The organism is Sphingomonas desiccabilis (genome assembly GCF_004135605.1).
GTDB classification, from domain to species: Bacteria; Pseudomonadota; Alphaproteobacteria; order Sphingomonadales; family Sphingomonadaceae; genus Sphingomonas; species Sphingomonas desiccabilis.
On sequence record NZ_SDPT01000001.1, the window covers coordinates 1,308,041 to 1,325,641 of the forward strand.

The following is a 17,601-nucleotide window of genomic DNA, read 5'->3' on the forward strand; positions in this document are numbered from 1 at the left end:
GGGCGCCCTGCTTCGGCGCGCAAGGGAGCAACGCGCCTTAGTCGGTAGACCGGATCAGGCGGCCTGTGCCTCCTGATGGTCGTCGGCCGGACGGTGCTCCACGGCCGGAGCCGCACCCGTCGAGACCGCAATCTTGCGCGGCTTCATCGCTTCCGGAACTTCGCGGACCAACTCGATCACGAGCAGGCCGTCGGCGAGGTTGGCGCTTTCCACCCGCACGAAGTCGGCGAGTTCGAAGCGACGCTCGAAGCTGCGATTGGCGATGCCGAGATGCAGGAACGCGCTGCGCTGCGCGTCGGTCTCGGCTGCCTTCTTGCCCGTGACCAGCAGCATGTTCTGCTGGGCGGTGATGTCGATCTCCTCGGACTTGAATCCGGCGACCGCCAGCGTGATGCGATAGCGGTCCTCGGCCACGCGCTCGAGGTTGAACGGCGGGTAATTTTCCGACGAAGCCTGCCGGGCGGAAGCCTCCAGCATGTCGAAGAGGCGATCGAAGCCGATCGTCGAACGGCGATAGGGGGTGAAGTCGAACTGGCGCATGCAAATCCTCCAATGAGCAAGTTGCTTGTCTGGGATGCCGGAATCTTCCGGCTCCCGAGCGACCCCGAAGGCATCGCTCATCAAGGAATTTGGTAAAGCGAGATGCTCTTTCAAGGGATCGAAAAGATCCCAAAACGACAAACGCTCGGACCGTTTCCGATCCGAGCGCCTGCGTGACGATCGCTCGTCAGCCCCCTTGTCAGCTTTCCGCCCGCGCGCTGCTTCCCCTTAAGGACAGCGGGGCTTGAAAGCCTCCCCGAACCACGGCCTGTTTGCCTGCGTTTCGTGAGGACTTGCTACGTCGCGCGCCGGACCTTGTCACCAGCTTGCGCCGCCCTCCCAAGAGAATCGCTTAACCGTGTGTTCATTCGGCAACAGGGCAGATTGCCTCTCTCCGCCACCCCACCTACAGGCGTGGTAATCCATTTCTCCTGCGGGACCTGCCCAGCCGATGCTCCTGTCCAGCTACGAGCGCATGATCGCCCGACGCTACCTCCTGCCCGGAAGGGGAGAGGCGTTCATCGCCCTCGTTGCCGGGATCAGCTTGATCGCCGTGATGCTGGGCGTCGCCGCCCTGGTGATCGTGATGAGCGTGATGAACGGTTTTCGAGCGGAGCTGTTCGACAAGATCGTGGGGTTGAACGGCCACGCAGTGGTGCAAGGCTACAACGGCGTGCTGCGCGATTGGCGCCAGGTGCTGGACGATGCACGCCAGACGCCTGGCGTCACCTCGGCAACCCCGCTGATCGAACAGCCGCTGTTCGCGACGCTGGAGGGCAGGTCCGATTTCGTGCTGGTGCGCGGCATGCAGGTGCCTGACATCCTGGGGAATCCGACGATCCGCGACAATGTGAAGGCCGGCGCGCTCACGTCGCTCGTGCCGAACAGCGGCACGGTCGCGATCGGCTCCAGGCTCGCCGAGTCCCTTGGCGCGAGCGTTGGCAGCGACATCTCGATCATCAACCCGCAAGGTCCGGCGACGCCATTCGGCACCGCGCTCCGGATGGTGAGCTATCGCGTCGGCGCGATCGTGGAAGTGGGCGTCTATGACTATGACAAGGCGTTCGTCATCATGCCGATGGAGGACGCGCAGACCCTGCTGATGCTCGGCGACGGCGTGAACATGGTCGAGATCAACACCGTCGATGCCGATCGCGTCGAGCGCATCCTGGCGCCTCTGGCCGACAAGGTGGGTGCGCGCGGACGGCTGGTCGACTGGCGTCAGCTCAACTCGCAGCTGTTCGAGGCGCTCGCGGTCGACCGCATCGTCACCTTCACCGTTCTGTCGATCATCATCCTGGTGGCCGTGTTCAACATCCTGTCCTCGCTGATCATGCTGGTGCGCGCCAAGACGCGGGACATCGCGATCCTGCGGACGATGGGGGCGAGCAGGGCGAGCCTGTTGCGCATCTTCATGACCGTCGGCACGACCGTGGGGGCGCTGGGCGTCGGGGCAGGGCTCGTCCTTGGTTTCGTGTTCCTCCACTTCCGTCAGAGCGTTGTCGGGTTCATCGGGCTCGTCACGGGCCAGAACATCTGGGACCCGACTGTCCGCTTCCTGACGACGCTGCCCTCGAAGGTCGATCCGGTGGAAATCACCGCCATCTCCATCGTCGCGCTGCTGCTGGCGTTCCTCGCCACGCTGTACCCGGCCCTGAAGGCCGCCAACACTGATCCCGTGCAGGTGCTCCGCTATGACTGATCCCGTCCTGCAGACTCAGGGGCTGCGCCGCAGCTTCACCCAGGGCGAACAGACGATCCACGTGCTGCGCGGCGTCGACCTGCTGGTCCAGCCCGGGGAGATCGTCGCCCTGCTCGGGCCGTCTGGGTCGGGCAAGTCGACACTGCTCCAGGCGGTGGGGCTACTCGAAGGCGGATTCGAGGGATCGATCCGGATCTCGGGCGTCGAAGCGGCGCGCCTGGACAGCCCCGGACGCACGGCGATGCGGCGCGAACGACTAGGCTTCATCTACCAGTTCCATCACCTGTTGCCGGACTTCAACGCCGTCGAGAACGTGGTCCTGCCGCAGCTGATTGCCGGAAGCGATCGGCAGAACGCGGAGGCACGCGCGCAGGCGCTGCTGACGGCGCTGGGACTCGGCCACCGACTGGGGCATCGCCCCAGCCAGCTGTCGGGCGGCGAACAGCAGCGGGTGGCCGTCGCGCGTGCCTTGGCCACGCAGCCGGCCCTCGTGCTGGCGGACGAGCCTACCGGCAATCTGGACGAGGCGACCGCCGATGTGGTTCTGGCCGAGTTCCTGCGCCTGGTGCGGCACGAGGGGTCCGCGGCGCTGATCGCCACCCACAACGAACGCCTCGCCCAGCGGATGGATCGCGTCGTGCGCCTGCACGAAGGCAAGTTGGACTGAGCAGGAGCTGGACATGACCACGATCACGGATCTTCCCGTCACGCGCGCGGACGGCAGCGTCGGCACGCTCGCCGATCACGCAGGCAAGGTCCTGTTGATCGTGAACGTGGCGTCCAAGTGCGGCTTCACGCCGCAATATGAGGGACTGGAGGCGCTGCAACGTCGCTATGCCGACCGCGGCTTTTCGGTGCTGGGGTTCCCGTGCAACCAGTTCGGCGCGCAGGAGCCCGGCGATGCCGCGGAGATCGCGAGCTTCTGTTCCCTGACCTACGACGTGACCTTTCCGCTCTATGCGAAGATCGACGTGAACGGGGAGAATGCCGCGCCACTGTTTCGTGCTCTTTCAGCCGAGGCTCCCGGTCTGCTCGGCAGCAAATCGATCAAGTGGAACTTCACGAAGTTCCTGGTCAACCGGTCCGGACAGGTGGTGGAGCGCTATGCCCCCACCACCAAGCCCGAAGCGCTGGCCGCCGACATCGAGCGTCTCCTCGACGCCTGAGGTCCCTCAGCGGGGTGCGTCGAAGGCGGGTGCTCCCGCCCGATGGCGGATGCCACTGGCGATCGCGGTGACCCCGCCCAGCAGGAAGCTGAAGCCCAGGATGTAGCCTGGCAGCGTCAGGGCGGAAAACGGCACGGTGGCCAAGATCAGGATGGCGAGCACCAGGTTCACTGCGCCCAGCACCAGCATGAGCGCACGGTGTTGGCGAAGCTTCAGCCCCCAGCGGATTTCCATCAGGCCGCGCACCGCAAGCCAGATCGCGACCAGCAGGGTCAGCGAAATCGCGCCGGCAAGGGGGCGGAACATCAGCATCAGCCCCACGATCAGCGACAGAATGCCATAGGCGATCGAGTAGCCGCGGACGTCGTGTCCCCGTCCCGCGAACCCCGCGACCATGGCGAGGACACCCGAAATCAGGAAGAAGCTTCCGATCACGATCGTGACGGCGATGGTAGCCGAGAAGGGCCAGGCGAAGGCAAGCAGTCCGAGGATGGCGGAGGCGATGCCGTACAGGAGGATCCATCCCCAGCCTGCGCCGGTGCGGGGCATGGCGCCCGCTGGATCCTCGGGTGAAGTCCGGAAGTCAGTCATCGCGCGTCTCCCCGTTCGGTTCGGACCAGAAACGGTGCGTCTGGGCGGACGTTCCGTGACCGGCACGCTGGAAGAATCATGCGATCTGGGCTAGGCCCTCCACCATGCCGCATTCCGGGTTCGTACCGCTTCGCACCTTCTCCTCCTTCACCATGCTCGAAGGCGCGATCGACCCCAAGCTTATCGCGAAGAAGGCGGCCAAGCTCGGGTTTCCCGCGATCGCGCTGAGCGATCGTAACGGCCTCTATGCGGCGATGGCTTTCTCCGATGCCTGCAAGGCAGAGGGTGTGCAGCCGATCATCGGCACCCTCCTTTGCGTGGCTCGACCTGTTCCGGAGGGGGTGGAACCGCCACTCGACTGGCTCGCACTCTACGCGCAGGACATGCGTGGCTATGAAAACCTTTGCGCGCTGGTGTCGAAGGCGCATCTCGACCGACCCGTCGAGATCCCCGCGCATGTGCCGATATCAGCGCTGGAGGGGTTCACCGACGGCCTGCTCGCGCTGACCGCGGGAGGCGAGGGAGCGCTCGCGCGTCTGTTTGCCGAGGGGCAAGAGGCAGCCGCCTTCGCCTATGCGGACAAGCTGGAGGCGCTGTTCCCCGGCCGGCTCTTCGTGGAGCTGTGTCGCCGGAACGAGGAGATTGAGCAACGGGCGGAGGCGGCGCTGCTCGACTTGGCTTACGACCGCAACCTGCCCCTGGTCGCGACCAATCCCTGCTGCTTCGCGGATCCCGATTTCCACGAAGCGCACGACGCGATGCTCTGCATCGCGAGTTCCAGCTATGTCGCAAGCGAGGACCGCCAGCGGAGTTCTCCCGACCTCTGGATGAAGCCTGCGGACACGATGCGGGGACTGTTCGAGGACCTGCCGGAGGCGATCGCGAACACGCTGGTGGTGGCGCAGCGCTGCGCCGTGGCTGCCCCGAAACGCAAGCCGATCCTTCCCAGCCTTGCCGGTGATCGCGAGGGCGAGGCGGCGCGGCTGCGGGAAGACGCCTTCGCCGGGCTCGTCGCGCGGCTTCGCAAGATCGTGGAACTGGAGGACGGAGAGGGGCCCGAACTCGACGAACCAGCCTTGCGCGCCCGGTTCCCGGAATATTTCGATCGGCTGGAGTTCGAGGTCGGCATCATCATTCAGATGGGCTTCCCCGGCTACTTCCTGATCGTTGCGGACTTCATCAAATGGGCCAAGGACCACGACATCCCGGTGGGTCCGGGTCGTGGTTCGGGCGCGGGTTCGGCGGTCGCGTGGGCGCTGACGATCACCGATCTCGATCCCATCAAGCTCGGTCTGCTGTTTGAACGCTTCCTCAACCCGGAACGCGTGTCGATGCCCGACTTCGACATCGACTTCTGCGAAACCCGGCGTGGCGAGGTCATTCGCTACGTCCAGGGCAAGTACGGCCGCGATCAGGTGGCGCAGATCATCACCTTCGGTAAGCTGAAGGCGCGCGCGGTGTTGAAGGATACCGGTCGCGTGCTCCAGATGAGCTACGGCCAGGTCGATCGGCTCGCCAAGCTGGTCCCGAACCACCCGACCGATCCGTGGACGCTGGAACGAGCGATCAACGGCGTCAGCGAACTGGCGCACCAATATGAGCGCGAGGACGATGTCCGACGCCTGCTCGACCTGGCGATGCGGCTTGAGGGCCTGCCACGCCACAGCTCCACCCACGCCGCCGGCGTGGTGATCGGGGACCGGCCGCTCGCGGAGCTGGTGCCGTTGTACCGCGACCCTCGCTCCGACATGCCCGTCACCCAGTTCGACATGAAATATGTCGAGGGCGCGGGTCTGGTGAAGTTCGACTTCCTGGGCCTGAAGACGCTTTCGGTCCTGAAGAAGGGCGTGCAGCTTCTCGCCAAGCGCGGCGTCACCGTCGACCTGGACAGCCTGCCGTGGGATGACGAGGGCGTCTACGCGCTCCTCCAACGCGGTGAAACGGTCGGCGTGTTCCAGCTGGAATCCGAAGGCATGCGCCGCACCCTGACTGCCGTGCGCCCGACCAACTTCGGCGACATCATCGCGCTCGTCTCGCTCTATCGGCCGGGTCCGATGGACAACATCCCGAGCTTCGGCGCGCGCAAGGCGGGCCGCGAGGAAATCGTCTATCCGCACGACCTGCTCGAGCCGATCCTGAAGGAGACCTACGGGATCTTCGTCTACCAGGAACAGGTGATGCAGGCCGCGCAGATCCTCGCCGGCTACAGCCTCGGCGGCGCGGACATGCTGCGTCGTGCGATGGGCAAGAAGGTGCAGGCGGAGATGGACGCGCAGCGCTCGATCTTCGTGGAAGGCTGCGCCAAGGTGAACAACATCCCCGAGGCGAAGGCCAACGAGCTGTTCGACTTGATCGACAAGTTCGCGGGCTACGGCTTCAACAAATCGCACGCGGCCGCCTACGCGCTGCTCGCCTACCAGACGGCCTGGCTGAAGGCGCATTACCCGCACGAATTCTTCGCCGCTTCGATGTGCTTCGACATGGCGCAGACGGACAAGCTCGCGATCTTCGTCGACGACATGAAGCGGCTGGGCATCGCCTGCCTGGGCCCCGACCTCAATGCGAGCGAGGCGGAGTTCGACGTGCAGCCGCACGGGGACGGACTGGCGGTCCGCTATGCGCTCGCAGCACTCAAGGGTGTCGGCGAACGCGCGATGGAGCTTCTGGTCGAGGAACGCCGGGCAAACGGGTCTTTCAAGACGCTGGATGACTTCGCCCATCGCGCCGACCCGCGACTGCTCAACAAGCGCCAACTGGAGACGCTCGCGTCTGCAGGTGCGTTCGACAGCATCGTGCCGGATCGTGCTGCGGTGGCGGGAGCTGCCGAGACCGTCCTGGGCGTGGCGGCGCGGACGCAGGAGAACAAGCTGAGCGGCCAGGGCGGTCTGTTCGGGATGGGCGGCGGGGCGGCCGAGCCGGCGATCCGGTTACCGGACGCACACTGGTCGATGACGCAGGCGATCTCGGCGGAGCGCGAGGCGTTCGGGTTCTACTTCTCTGCCCATCCGCTCGACCGCTACGCCCATCTCGCGAAGGTCCATGGCGCGCGAAGCATCGCTGCGCTGGCCGATACGCCGGTGCCGGAGGGCGGGCGCTCGGGTGCTACGGTCGCCGCACTGGTGGAGGATGCACGCTGGCGTACGTCCGCGCGCGGCAAGCGGTACATGATGGCGACCCTGTCGGACGCGAGCGGCCAGTGCATCGCCACCTGCTTCGAGGATGCTGCCGCCGACGCGCTGGAGGAAGCCAGCAAGCTCGGCGGGTGCGGCCTCATGACGCTCGAACTCGATCGTCGGCCCGGAGACGAAAGCGCACGCGTGACGGTGAAGGCGGTGAAGCCGTTCGAGGCGTTGGCCAACAGCGTCCGACTGACCCTCGAACTCAAGGTCGAGGACGCCACGGCGCTGCCGGCGCTGGCGACCCTGTTGGCCGGGCACCGGGGTGCGCGCGGCGAGGTGTGGGCCGAAGTCGCCGCAGCAGGTGAGACCACCGCGCATCTGCTGCTGGGGCGCGACTATCTGCTCGACGGGGAACTCACCAGCCACGTCGAACGCCTGCCGGGGATCACCTCCGCCAACCTGCGCGCGGCCGACTCGAAACGGCTGGCGGCCGTCGCCTGAAGCTCAGCCGGCGACGACGAGCTTGACCAGCCGCCCGGGCGTGAGCGTGGGCGTGTCCTCAAGACCGTTGAGGGTCACAAACCGCTCTCGCTGATAGCTCGGATAGGCCATCTGGCGCGCGAGGCTGTCGATCGTGTCGCCGGCTTTCACCGTCACGATGCGGATCCGCTTCCCCTTGATCGCGGCGGCTGCCTGAGGGGACAGTTGCGCCACGCTAGACACCATGCTCGCAAAGGCGCCGAGGCGATTGCCCGAGGGCGTCACCACGAGAAAGTAGTAGGTGGCGGACGGAAAGCGATACGCCACGACGGTCGCATCCACCGCACGGCCGTTGCTGCTGGCGGAGACGGTGCCCTGCACCATCTGAAGCCCGTTCACCTCGCTGGTCCGCAGTTCGACACCGGACGTATCCCGAGCGCCAAGTTCGCCCAGGCGCGCTCGCACGAAGCCCGGCAGGTCGCCGGTGGCGGCCGCGGCCCGGAACTGCGCTTGTCCGCCGGTTCCCGCGACCGTCACCGCATCGGTGCCGTTGTCGATCTTGTAGCCTGCGGGGGCGGTGAACTGCAGCCGCAGCTGCGGATGGCGGAAGGTCTGGCCGTCGATGATGCCCTGTGCCGGATTGTCGTCATAGGGAAGGCCATCGAGCATCCGCAAAAACGCCGTGTCCTGCACCTTCGAAGCGGGGGCGGCGCGCACCTGCTGTGCAAGCTGGCGCGCGCGGGCGACACGATCCTCGCCGTTGGGATGGGTGCTCGCCCAGGTCGGCACCGCATCGGCTTGGCGGCCCTCGATCCGGGCGGAGAGGGTCTGGTCGTCGTTCAGCTGGCGAAGCATCGCGGACATGCCATAGGGGTCATAGCCCGCGGCGGTAGCGTAGCGGACCCCCAGGCCGTCCGCCTCATATTCCTGCGAGCGACTGAACCCCAGGGTGTAGAGTTGGGTCCCGGTGCTGGCGATGCGACCCAGGACGTCGCTTCCGGTGAGCCAGCCCACGCCGGCCGAGAGAAGGCCGCCCAGGGTCGCACGGGTGTTGCGCTTGTTGGAATGGCGTGCGGCGACATGGCCTACCTCGTGCCCGAGCACCGCTGCGAGTTCAGCCTCGCTGTTCATCAACGCCAGCAGCTGGCGCGTGACATAGACATAGCCGCCCGGGATCGCGAACGCGTTTTCGACCGGCGAGTCCAGCAGGGTGACCGTGAAATCGCCTTGCGCGTTCGAGAGCCCGGACTGGACGGCCACCCGCTTGCCGACCCGTTCCACGAACGCCGCTTGAGGCCCCGTATAGGCACCGCCGAACTCCGACAGCAGTTGGGGATGGGCCTGGGCACCCTGAGCCTTGTCGGATCGGGAAATGGTTCGGGCGGTCTGTGCCGAGGCAGGAAGCGTCGGCGTCACGATCAAGGCGGTAGCGACCGCCGCGGCAATGCAGGTACGGGTCATAGCGTCTCCGGGGTGCAGAGCGCTCGTAAGCCCGAGCGGTTCCCTCGCGCCATCAGTCGAACAGGTCGCCCTGCGGCCCCCTGGGCCGGTGAAACCGATCGCAGTTGAGCGGCGCACGCCCGCGTTCGAGACCGTAGCGGCGGATCGCAATGCGGAACCGCACGCGCATCAGTTCGGCCCAGGGGCCGGAACCCTGCATACGCGTGAAGAAGTTCGGGTCGTTGACCCGGCCGCTGCGCAACGACCGGATGATCGCCATCACCTTTTCGGCACGTTCCGGGAAATGCGTGTCGAGCCAGGCCCGGAACAGCGGGGCGACCTCCCACGGCAGACGGACGGGGAGGAAGAAGGCGCCACACGCACCCGCGGCCGCCGCCTGCTCCAGAATGCGCTCCAACTCGCCATCGGTGATCGCGGGGATCACGGGAGCTACGGAGACGGAACAGGGAACTCCGGCTGCGGACAGGGCGGTCACCGCGGCAAGTCGCTTGCGCGGGTGCGGCGCGCGGGGCTCCAGGGTGCGGGCAATCACAGGGTCGAGCGACGTGATGGACATCGCCACGGAGACGAGGCCCTTCGTCGCCATCGGGCCCAGTAGATCCAGATCTCGCACGACCCGGTCCGACTTGGTGGTGATGGTCAAGGGATGGTCGCATTCCGACAGCACCTCGATACAGGCACGCGCGATCCGCCAGTCCGCCTCGATCGGCTGATAGGGATCGGTGTTGGTGCCGAAGGCGATCGGCCGCACCTGATAGCCGGGCTTCGAAAGTTCGGCCCGGAGCAGCGCAGGCGCATCCGGCTTGGCAAACAGCCGTGTCTCGAAGTCGATGCCGGGGGAAAGATCGTGAAAGGCATGGCTCGGCCGCGCGAAGCAGTAAATGCAGCCGTGTTCGCAGCCATTGTAGGGGTTCACCGACCGATCAAAGCCGATGTCCGGCGACCGATTGTAGCTGATGATCGTGCGGGGCGTGAGCAAGCCCACGCTCGTACGCACCGGCGGCGGCGCGCCATCGACCAGCTCGCGGGCATCCAGCCAATCGCCGTCCGCCTCCCGCTCAGGCAGGTTGAAGCGGGTGCTGGTGTCGTTGATCGTTGCGCCACGGGCGGTGCGAGCCATGGCAGGAGAAGAACATAAGCGGAACGCGGAATCAAGCCTGCGGCAATCAGCGCTCGCGCAGGCGGGGCATCAGCTCGACGAAATTGCAGGGTGTGTGGCGGCTATCCAGTTGCGAGGCGAGGATGCCCTCCCAACCATCGCGAACCGCTCCGGTGGAGCCGGGCAGGGCGAAGACGTAGGTCCCCCGCGAGACGCAGGCGCAGGCGCGGGACTGGACCGTCGAGGTTCCGATCTTCGCATAGCTCAGCCAGCGGAAGAGCTCGCCGAAACCAGGGATCATCTTGTCCGCAACCCGCTCCACCGCTTCCGGCGTGACGTCGCGTCCGGTCACGCCCGTGCCACCCGTCGTCAGGATACAATCGATCTCCGGATCGTCGATCCATCCGTGCAAGCGGCCGACGATCGCCCCGACGTCGTCGGGAACGAGCGCGCGATCGGCAAGGACATGGCCGGCCTCGCTCAACAGCGCCACAAGCGTGTCGCCCGACCGGTCGTTGGCGAGCGTCCGGGTGTCAGAAACCGTCAGGACAGCAATTCGGACAGGAACGAACGCGCGCGCGAGGTCAATCGGCATGGGCGACTGACGAGCGGCCGTTGCTGCTGAGGCGCACCGCGCCGCCACCCTTGGCTCCGGGGAATTTGGGCCACATGCCCTGGGCGAGCGCCGCGCGGCTGGCAGAGGTTTTACCCTCCTGCTTTTCGTACATCCAATAGTTGCGCAGCACCGACATCACATAGCCGCGCGTCTCCCAATAGGGGATCGACTCGATGTAGAGCAGCGGATCTCCGCCGTCGTGCGCTTGCAGGTCCCAGGCATGCACCGGGCTGGGTCCGGCATTATAGGCGGCGATCACCTTCGGCAGCAGTCCTCCGGTCGCCTGCATGTCGCGCAACTTTTCGAGATAGCTTTGACCAACCTCGATGTTGGTCGACGGGCGCGCCAGGGCAGAGCGGTCGATCGTCACACCCTTGGCACGGCCGAAGTCGCTCGCCGCCGCCGGCATGATCTGCATCAGGCCAAAGGCGCCCGCGGGGCTCACCACCTGCGGGTTGAACTTCGACTCCTGCAGGGCGTGGGCATAGACCAAGGCCTTGTCCACGCGCCAACCACCATCCGGGGTCCAGTTCGGCGCGGGGTAGCGCGCCTCCATGATCGGCCTCGTGCCCGCAGGGCCGTTGTGTGACAGCCACAGCTGAGTCCCGGGCAAGTTCATGCTACCCGCGACCCGAGTGAGGGCGGGATAGTCGCTCGCGTCGCCGATCTTGGCCTGATGCCGCAGCACCTGGTCCGCCAGTGCCGCCTCGCCGATCTCCGCAAGGGCGGCCGCCACGCGCACGTTCGGCCGCCGCTCCAGTGCCTGCCAATCCGCCGTCACCCGTTCCGGTGCCGACTTGCGGTCGACCATTCCCAATGCCTGACGGGCAAGCAACCCGTAGTAGGTTTCACCATATTGAGCCGCGCTCTGCAGACGTGGCTGCACCAGGTCGGGGCGGCCGCAAGCGATGTCCGCTCGCGTGGCCCAATAAAGGCCGGCGGAGCGCAGCTCGGTATCGGTGGCGCGGCGTGCGACATTCCCGAACGCCACCTGCGCTGCGGCGCAGTCCTTCTGCCGCCAGGCGGCGAGGCCCTGTGTCCAGTCGGCCTGGGCCGCCCATTCGCCTTGTCCGGTCTGGGCGGATCTCGCGACACGGCGAGCATTGCTGTCGTCGCCCGCCACGAAGTAAATCCAGGCCACGCGTTGCTGCCATTCCGTCAGCGCCTCGGGCGTGAGTTCGCCCGCGCGCTGGTTGAGCAGCGCTTCGGCCGAGGGGCCATCGTCCAGCTTCACGAACGGCTTCATGGCGACGGCAAGTTCGGCCGCCACCTGGTCGCTTCGGATTGCCCGGGTCCGGACCCGCGTCGGGGCGCCATCGAACCAGGTCATCCGCTGCTGGGTCGGCAGCGGGGGCAGCGACGTCGCACCGCGAAGCTGCGCGAGACGGGCAAGCTGTGGCGCCTCCGGCAGTTCCGGCGCCTCCGCCAGAAGCGCAAGCAAGGGCTCGAGCGCGACCTTCGGCGAGTTGTGGGCGGTATAGAGTTCGGCACGGGCGATCGCGTGCAGCGGCCCCGGCTTGAGCGCGTCGAGCTGAAGCTGCGCATCCGCCCAGCGCGCGTTGCGGATCGCCTCGAACACCGATCGATACGCCGCACGTTCTTCGCTGCTCAGCTGGCTGGGAACGCCTTCGGCGCCGGCCTGCCGCACGCTTCCCCGCGCCGGGATGCGACCTTCGTCGATTTCATCGGCCTGAGCCGCCATAGGAGCCGCCGCCAACAGGGCGCCGACCGCAAGAGCGATTTTCACGCGTCGTTTTCCTCGATCAACAGCTGCAAGTCGCGCCAGGCCTCCGCCTTGCACATCGGCCGCTCCAGAAGCACCCGCGGGTGGTAGGTAGCAACCGCCTTGCACGCCAGATTGCCATCGTTGAGCGCTTGCGAACAATCTCCGTTGGTGCCGCCGTTGGTGCCGAGCACCGCACGACTTGCCGTCTGCCCCAGAAGCAGCAGCCGCTTCGGCCGCACGATGCCGACAAGGTGGCGGGCCAGCGCCTCCAGCTCCGTGGCGCTCGCACGGGGCACGCGACCGGCAAGCGGGCGAGCCACGCAGACGGAAGCGAGCAGCGTCTGTTCCCGGCTGATACCGATCGCCGCCAGCATCCGATCGAGCAGGCGCCCCTCGGTTCCGGCCAGCAGGTGTCCGGCGATCCCATCCGCTTCCTCGGGCACGTCGGTCAGCACCATCAGTGTCGCTGTCGCCGGATCGCCGCTCGGGCCGACCCGCGCGGGCGCCCATCTGGCGTCGGGAGCCAGGTCTCCCATCCGATAGGCGACGAATTCCGCGTAGGTCGCCGGATAGCCCGGCAGCGGCTCTGCGGCGGGTGCTGCGGGTTGCAGCGAAGCGGGTGCCGGCCGCTCCTCCGGAACCAGCCAGTCGCGCGGCAGTTCATCGACCAGCGTGTCGACGCCGGCCTCGACCCACCAGTCGAGTGTGCTTGCCGCGGCGTTTCGCCAATCCAGATGCTGATCCGCCCCCATCACCCTATATAGGCCACCGGGTTGACGCCGCGGTCAATCTGAATGAATTCCCCTGCCGACAAGGCGTTGCAGGTACGCGACGACACGGTGCCGCGGCGAGACTGGGAGTAGGAGTGCATGAGCGAGCGGGAATCGATGCCCTATGACGTCGTGATCGTCGGCGCGGGCCCCGCAGGTCTGTCCGCGGCGATCCGGCTGAAGCAGCTGGCGAATGGCGCCGGCCGTGAGATCGCGGTCTGCGTCCTCGAAAAAGGTTCGGAGGTCGGCGCGCACATCCTGTCGGGGGCGGTGATCGATCCGCGCGCGCTGGACGAGCTGCTGCCCGAATGGCGCGAGCAGGGCTGTCCGCTGGCCGAAGTGCCGGTGACGGAGAACCACCATTGGATCCTGAACGCCACCGGCAAGACGGAGATGCCGCACTTCGCGCTGCCGCCCTTCATGTCCAACGAGGGCACCTATACCGGCTCGCTCGGCAGCCTGTGCCGCTGGCTTGCCGAGCAGGCCGAGGGGCTGGGCGTCGAGATCTTCCCGGGCTTTGCCGCCGCGGAGGTGCTGTTCCACGAGGATGGATCGGTCAAGGGTGTCGCGACGGGCGACATGGGCGTAGCGCGCGACGGCACCCGCAAGCCGGACTGGCAGCCGGGGCTTGAGCTCCATGCGAAATACACCTTCCTGGCCGAGGGCGTGCGCGGGCACCTCAGCAAGCAGCTGATCCGCACCTTCGACCTCGCCCGCGACGCGCAGCCGCAGGTCTATGGCATCGGCATCAAGGAACTGTGGGACATCGCGCCCGACAAGCATGTGCCCGGCCGCGTGATCCACACGCAGGGCTGGCCGCTGTCCGAAACCCGCGGCACCAATGGCGGCGGCTTCCTCTATCACCAGGCAAACGGGCAGGTGGCGCTGGGCCTCGTCACCTGGCTGAACTATTCAAACCCCTATCTCTCCCCCTTCCATGAAATGCAGCGCTGGAAGACCCATCCCGAGATCGCGAAGATCCTGGAGGGCGGCAAGCGCGTTTCCTATGGCGCGCGCGCGATCAACGATGGCGGCTGGCAGTCGGTACCGAAGCTCGTGTTTCCCGGCGGTGCCCTGATCGGCTGCTCGGCAGGGTTCGTGAACGTACCCCGGATCAAGGGCACGCACACGGCGATGAAGACCGGAATGCTCGCGGCCGAGGCTGCGTTCGACGCCATCGTCGCCGATCGCGGCGGCGACACGCTCGACACTTATCAGAGCGCCTATCGGGCCAGCTGGGTCTACGAGGAGCTGCGCAAGGTCCGCAACGTCGTGCCGCTGGTCAAGAAGTTCGGCGACTTCGTCGGATCGGGTCTTTCCGGCATCACCATGTGGGCGGAGCATTGGGGCATGCGCATGCCCTTTACCCTGCGCCACCATCCCGACCATGAAAGCCTGTGGCGCAAGGATCAGGTCCAGCCGATTGCCTATCCCAAGCCGGACGGGAAGCTGACCTTCGACCGTCTCTCCTCGGTGTTCCTGTCGAACACCAACCATGAGGAGGATCAGCCGGTCCACCTGACGTTGCGCGATCCCGACGTTCCGATCGACTACGACCTGCCCATGTTCGACGAGCCGGCACAGCGCTATTGCCCCGCCGGCGTGTACGAGGTCGTGGAAACCGAGGGCGCCACGCCGCGCTTCGTGATCAACGCCCAGAACTGCGTCCACTGCAAGACCTGCGACATCAAGGACCCTACGCAGAACATCAACTGGGTGGTGCCCGAAGGCGGGGGAGGGCCGAACTATCCCAACATGTAAGCGCCTGCTGCTGAGCGCCGTCGCTTCAGCGGGTGTAGCCGTTGCGTCGCCTGCGGCCGCTGCCGAGGAGAACCTGCCCGCCTATGTGCGTGCGCGCGCGGCGGATGCAGACGGCGCGGTCGATGCGGCTGCACGCTATTATGCCCTCGCTCTCGCTGCCCGGCCCGGCAGCGAAGTGGTGGCAATCCGCGCGTATCGCGAGGGGCTGGCGAGCGGCGACCTTGCGCTTGCCCGCAGATCGCTGGCGGTGCTGTCGCGCGCGGGCGTCGCGCCCCCCGACGCCGCTGTCCTCGAGTTTGCGGACGCCGTGGCCGCTCGCCGCCGCGATCGTGCGGCAAGCGCCGTGCAGAAGCTGGGCGACAGCCCGCTCGAGTTCCTGCAACCGGTACTCGCCGCATGGCTTGCCGTGGATGGGAAGAACCCGGAAGTCGCGCTGCAACTCGCCTCGCGAGAGGGCGATGCGCTCGACCGGCGCTATGCCTCCGAGAACCACGCGTTAATCCTTCTCGCCACCGGCCGCACGGCAGAGGGGTTGGCGGCGGTGCATGCGCAACTCGGTGCGCTGCGGGAGGATCAGCAGTTCCGGCTGGCGGCCGCATCGCTGCTGGCGGGGCACGGAAAGCGCGATGCCGCGCAGGCGCTGCTGGCGGGAGGGGATCCGGTGCTCGTGCTGCACCGCGAGCGGCTTGGGCGCGGGCCGAAAGACGACGCACGGTTCGGCGCCTCGCGCTTTCTGGTACGGGTAGCGAACGATCTCGCTTCCGAGGAAACGGCTCCGCTGGCCATTGCGCTCGCGCGTGCGGCCCTGATCCTCGACCCCGCCTTCGACGGCGCGCGGATCGCGCTTGCCGAGGCGTTGTCGCAGGAGGGCGCCGCCGCCAAGGCGCGCGAGGCTTTGGCGGCAATCCCCGCGGGAAGCCCCTTTGTCCGCGAGGCGCGGAGTGCGGAAGTCACCGTGCTGGCGCGCGCTGGCGATGAGGACGCGGCCGTCCGCACGGCGACCGCGCTTTCGTTCGAACCCGGTGGCAGCGGCGAGGACGCACGGCGGCTCGGCGATCTGCTTGCGGAGCGTGCCCGCTTCGCCGAGGCGGCTGCCGCTTATGCTGTCGCGATCGAGCGGGAAGGCGCGCCGCCGAATTGGGCGCTCCTCCTCCAGCACGGGGCCGCGCTGGAGCAGGCGGGCCGTTGGGATGCGGCGCTGCCGGCCTTGCGTCGGGCTGTCGAGATCGCCCCGTCGGAGCCGCTGGCACTCAATTATCTGGGCTATGCCCAGGTCGAGCGGAACGAGAACCTGCCTGCAGCGGTCGCGATGCTGGAACAGGCGCGTCGGCTCGCTCCGGAGGATCTGAACATCGCGGACTCGTTGGGGTGGGCCTATTTTCGGCAAGGAGATGCCGCCCGCGCTCTACCGCTTCTGGAAGAGGCAGCCCGTGCGAACGACGTGAGCGGGACGGTTCAGGAACATCTGGGGGATGTGCTCTGGCGCCTCGGCCGGCGGTATGAAGCACGCTACGCCTGGTCTGCCGCCCGCCTGGACGCCGACGAACCCATGGATGCGCGGCTGGCTGAGAAGATCTCGCGAGGACTGGCCGCGACAGGGGGGACTCCGCGCTCATGATCCAGGAAATTGCGCGCGCGAAGCTCAACCTCGCGCTTCATGTCCGACATCGCCGCTCCGATGGCTATCACGCGCTGGAAACGCTGTTTGCGTTCGTGCGCGACGGCGATCTGCTGACCCTCTCGGATGCCGAGACGGATCGCTTCGCCATCACCGGTCCATTCGCAGCCACGCTCCAGGCGGAGAGCGACAATCTCGTCACGCGCGCCCGCGATCGCTTTCGCCTGACCTTCGGCGACGATCGACCCTGCGCGATCCTGCTCGACAAGCGGCTCCCGGTCGCGTCGGGCATCGGCGGCGGATCGGCAGATGCGGCAGCCGCGCTGCGGGCGCTCGCGACTCGCGCGGGGGTCCGGCACGACGATCCGGACCTGCTTGCCTGCGCGAACGTGCTCGGCTCGGACGTACCGGCGTGCCTGCTCAGCCGAACGGCGATCGGTCGCGGGCGCGGCGAGGATCTCGTGCCGGTGGACGGCCTCGGCGGCGTTCCTGCCTTGCTGGTGAACCCGGGCGTGGGCGTCTCCACCGCAGCGGTCTTCGAGCGCTGGGATGGCGTGGATCGCGGCTCGATCGGCAGCGGCGACCTGCTGGAGGTCGCCCGTTCCGGCCGTAATGACCTGGAGCCCCCGGCCCGATCGTTGGCACCTGCCATCGACGGCGTGCTGGCCGTTCTTGCACGCCAGCCCCGCACCCATATGGTGCGGATGTCCGGTTCGGGCGCGACTTGCTTCGCCTTGTTCGAGGACGCACCCGCGTGCGCGGCGGCAGCCGAGGCGATCCGGAGCGCCGAGCCCGGGTGGTGGTGTCTCGAAACGGCACTGATCTAGGCGAGAATCCCACGGCGGGACGGCGTGCCGCGGCAGGCGCGGATATTGCAGGATTGCAGCCGTGGCTCGGCTCGGGCCTAAGCGGAAGGCGGATCAGACGCCGTCAGCGGACGTCCGTGGATGGC

The 17,601-nt window shown here is 67.1% G+C and carries 14 protein-coding genes; 7 read left to right on the forward strand and 7 right to left on the reverse strand.

What is annotated here, in order from left to right:
• Nucleotides 1–54: 54 nt before the first annotated feature.
• Nucleotides 55–540 (reverse strand): Hsp20 family protein, encoded by a 486-nt coding sequence (locus EO081_RS06290; RefSeq protein ID WP_129341006.1) that lies wholly within the window; start codon nucleotides 538–540, stop codon nucleotides 55–57.
• 451 nt (nucleotides 541–991) lie between these two features.
• Here EO081_RS06290 and EO081_RS06295 point away from each other — a divergent pair, with 451 nt between their 5' ends.
• Genes EO081_RS06295 through EO081_RS06305 form a run of 3 tightly spaced genes read left to right on the forward strand, consistent with a single transcriptional unit; the run spans nucleotide 992 to nucleotide 3,408 of the window.
• The gene (locus EO081_RS06295; protein ID WP_129341007.1) at nucleotides 992–2,242 is read left to right on the forward strand and encodes a lipoprotein-releasing ABC transporter permease subunit; all 1,251 of its coding nucleotides are present in this window, start codon (nucleotides 992–994) and stop codon (nucleotides 2,240–2,242) included.
• Nucleotides 2,235–2,909 (forward strand): ABC transporter ATP-binding protein, encoded by a 675-nt coding sequence (locus tag EO081_RS06300; protein ID WP_129341008.1) that lies wholly within the window; start codon nucleotides 2,235–2,237, stop codon nucleotides 2,907–2,909. The genes EO081_RS06295 and EO081_RS06300 overlap by 8 nt, the downstream gene beginning before the upstream one ends.
• 13 nt (nucleotides 2,910–2,922) lie before the next feature.
• A complete protein-coding gene (locus EO081_RS06305; protein ID WP_129341009.1) occupies nucleotides 2,923–3,408 on the forward strand; it encodes a glutathione peroxidase in 486 nt (161 codons plus the stop codon).
• 6 nt (nucleotides 3,409–3,414) lie between these two features.
• Here the strand turns inward: EO081_RS06305 and EO081_RS06310 are convergent, their stop codons facing one another.
• Nucleotides 3,415–3,999 (reverse strand): HdeD family acid-resistance protein, encoded by a 585-nt coding sequence (locus EO081_RS06310; protein ID WP_129341010.1) that lies wholly within the window; start codon nucleotides 3,997–3,999, stop codon nucleotides 3,415–3,417.
• 104 nt (nucleotides 4,000–4,103) lie between these two features.
• Here EO081_RS06310 and dnaE point away from each other — a divergent pair, with 104 nt between their 5' ends.
• Nucleotides 4,104–7,619: a DNA polymerase III subunit alpha gene (dnaE, locus tag EO081_RS06315; protein ID WP_129341011.1), complete on the forward strand. Its 3,516-nt coding sequence runs from the start codon at nucleotides 4,104–4,106 to the stop codon at nucleotides 7,617–7,619.
• A gap of 3 nt (nucleotides 7,620–7,622) precedes the next feature.
• On the opposite strand, the gene EO081_RS06320 is transcribed toward dnaE, so the two are convergent.
• Genes EO081_RS06320 through EO081_RS06340 form a run of 5 tightly spaced genes read right to left on the reverse strand, consistent with a single transcriptional unit; the run spans nucleotide 7,623 to nucleotide 13,252 of the window.
• Nucleotides 7,623–9,059 carry a M48 family metalloprotease gene (locus tag EO081_RS06320; RefSeq protein ID WP_129341012.1) on the reverse strand — a complete coding sequence of 479 codons (1,437 nt, stop codon included), beginning with the start codon at nucleotides 9,057–9,059 and terminating at the stop codon, nucleotides 7,623–7,625.
• Between the two features lie 52 nt (nucleotides 9,060–9,111).
• The gene (locus tag EO081_RS06325; protein WP_129341013.1) at nucleotides 9,112–10,179 is read right to left on the reverse strand and encodes a PA0069 family radical SAM protein; all 1,068 of its coding nucleotides are present in this window, start codon (nucleotides 10,177–10,179) and stop codon (nucleotides 9,112–9,114) included.
• Nucleotides 10,180–10,225: 46 nt separating this feature from the next.
• Entirely contained in the window at nucleotides 10,226–10,753 is a 528-nt protein-coding gene (gene moaB, locus EO081_RS06330; RefSeq protein WP_129341014.1) for a molybdenum cofactor biosynthesis protein B, read from the reverse strand.
• The gene (locus EO081_RS06335) at nucleotides 10,743–12,476 is read right to left on the reverse strand and encodes a lytic transglycosylase domain-containing protein (RefSeq protein ID WP_129341470.1); all 1,734 of its coding nucleotides are present in this window, start codon (nucleotides 12,474–12,476) and stop codon (nucleotides 10,743–10,745) included. The genes moaB and EO081_RS06335 overlap by 11 nt, the downstream gene beginning before the upstream one ends.
• Nucleotides 12,477–12,517: 41 nt before the next feature.
• Entirely contained in the window at nucleotides 12,518–13,252 is a 735-nt protein-coding gene (locus EO081_RS06340) for a uracil-DNA glycosylase family protein (RefSeq protein ID WP_129341015.1), read from the reverse strand.
• A gap of 117 nt (nucleotides 13,253–13,369) precedes the next feature.
• Between EO081_RS06340 and EO081_RS06345 the strand changes: the two genes are divergently transcribed.
• The 3 genes from EO081_RS06345 to EO081_RS06355 all read left to right on the forward strand — a co-directional run bounded on the left by EO081_RS06345 (nucleotide 13,370) and on the right by EO081_RS06355 (nucleotide 17,476).
• Complete coding sequence (locus EO081_RS06345; RefSeq protein WP_129341016.1) at nucleotides 13,370–15,031, forward strand: electron transfer flavoprotein-ubiquinone oxidoreductase; 1,662 nt, start codon at nucleotides 13,370–13,372, stop codon at nucleotides 15,029–15,031.
• A gap of 85 nt (nucleotides 15,032–15,116) precedes the next feature.
• The gene (locus tag EO081_RS06350) at nucleotides 15,117–16,649 is read left to right on the forward strand and encodes a tetratricopeptide repeat protein (RefSeq protein WP_129341017.1); all 1,533 of its coding nucleotides are present in this window, start codon (nucleotides 15,117–15,119) and stop codon (nucleotides 16,647–16,649) included.
• A complete protein-coding gene (locus EO081_RS06355) occupies nucleotides 16,646–17,476 on the forward strand; it encodes a 4-(cytidine 5'-diphospho)-2-C-methyl-D-erythritol kinase (RefSeq protein WP_129341018.1) in 831 nt (276 codons plus the stop codon). Before EO081_RS06350 ends, EO081_RS06355 begins: the two co-directional genes overlap by 4 nt.
• Nucleotides 17,477–17,601 lie beyond the last annotated feature (125 nt).

Coding starts and splice junctions, on each gene's coding strand:
- EO081_RS06290 (WP_129341006.1), bottom strand. CDS start 540: ATGCGCCAGTTCGACTTCACCCCCTATCGCCGTTCGACGATCGGCTTC.
- EO081_RS06355 (WP_129341018.1), top strand. CDS start 16,646: ATGATCCAGGAAATTGCGCGCGCGAAGCTCAACCTCGCGCTTCATGTC.
- EO081_RS06340 (WP_129341015.1), bottom strand. CDS start 13,252: ATGGGGGCGGATCAGCATCTGGATTGGCGAAACGCCGCGGCAAGCACA.
- EO081_RS06295 (WP_129341007.1), top strand. CDS start 992: ATGCTCCTGTCCAGCTACGAGCGCATGATCGCCCGACGCTACCTCCTG.
- EO081_RS06345 (WP_129341016.1), top strand. CDS start 13,370: ATGAGCGAGCGGGAATCGATGCCCTATGACGTCGTGATCGTCGGCGCG.
- EO081_RS06335 (WP_129341470.1), bottom strand. CDS start 12,476: ATGGCGGCTCAGGCCGATGAAATCGACGAAGGTCGCATCCCGGCGCGG.
- moaB (WP_129341014.1), bottom strand. CDS start 10,753: ATGCCGATTGACCTCGCGCGCGCGTTCGTTCCTGTCCGAATTGCTGTC.
- EO081_RS06300 (WP_129341008.1), top strand. CDS start 2,235: ATGACTGATCCCGTCCTGCAGACTCAGGGGCTGCGCCGCAGCTTCACC.
- EO081_RS06325 (WP_129341013.1), bottom strand. CDS start 10,179: ATGGCTCGCACCGCCCGTGGCGCAACGATCAACGACACCAGCACCCGC.
- EO081_RS06320 (WP_129341012.1), bottom strand. CDS start 9,059: ATGACCCGTACCTGCATTGCCGCGGCGGTCGCTACCGCCTTGATCGTG.
- dnaE (WP_129341011.1), top strand. CDS start 4,104: ATGCCGCATTCCGGGTTCGTACCGCTTCGCACCTTCTCCTCCTTCACC.
- EO081_RS06310 (WP_129341010.1), bottom strand. CDS start 3,999: ATGACTGACTTCCGGACTTCACCCGAGGATCCAGCGGGCGCCATGCCC.
- EO081_RS06305 (WP_129341009.1), top strand. CDS start 2,923: ATGACCACGATCACGGATCTTCCCGTCACGCGCGCGGACGGCAGCGTC.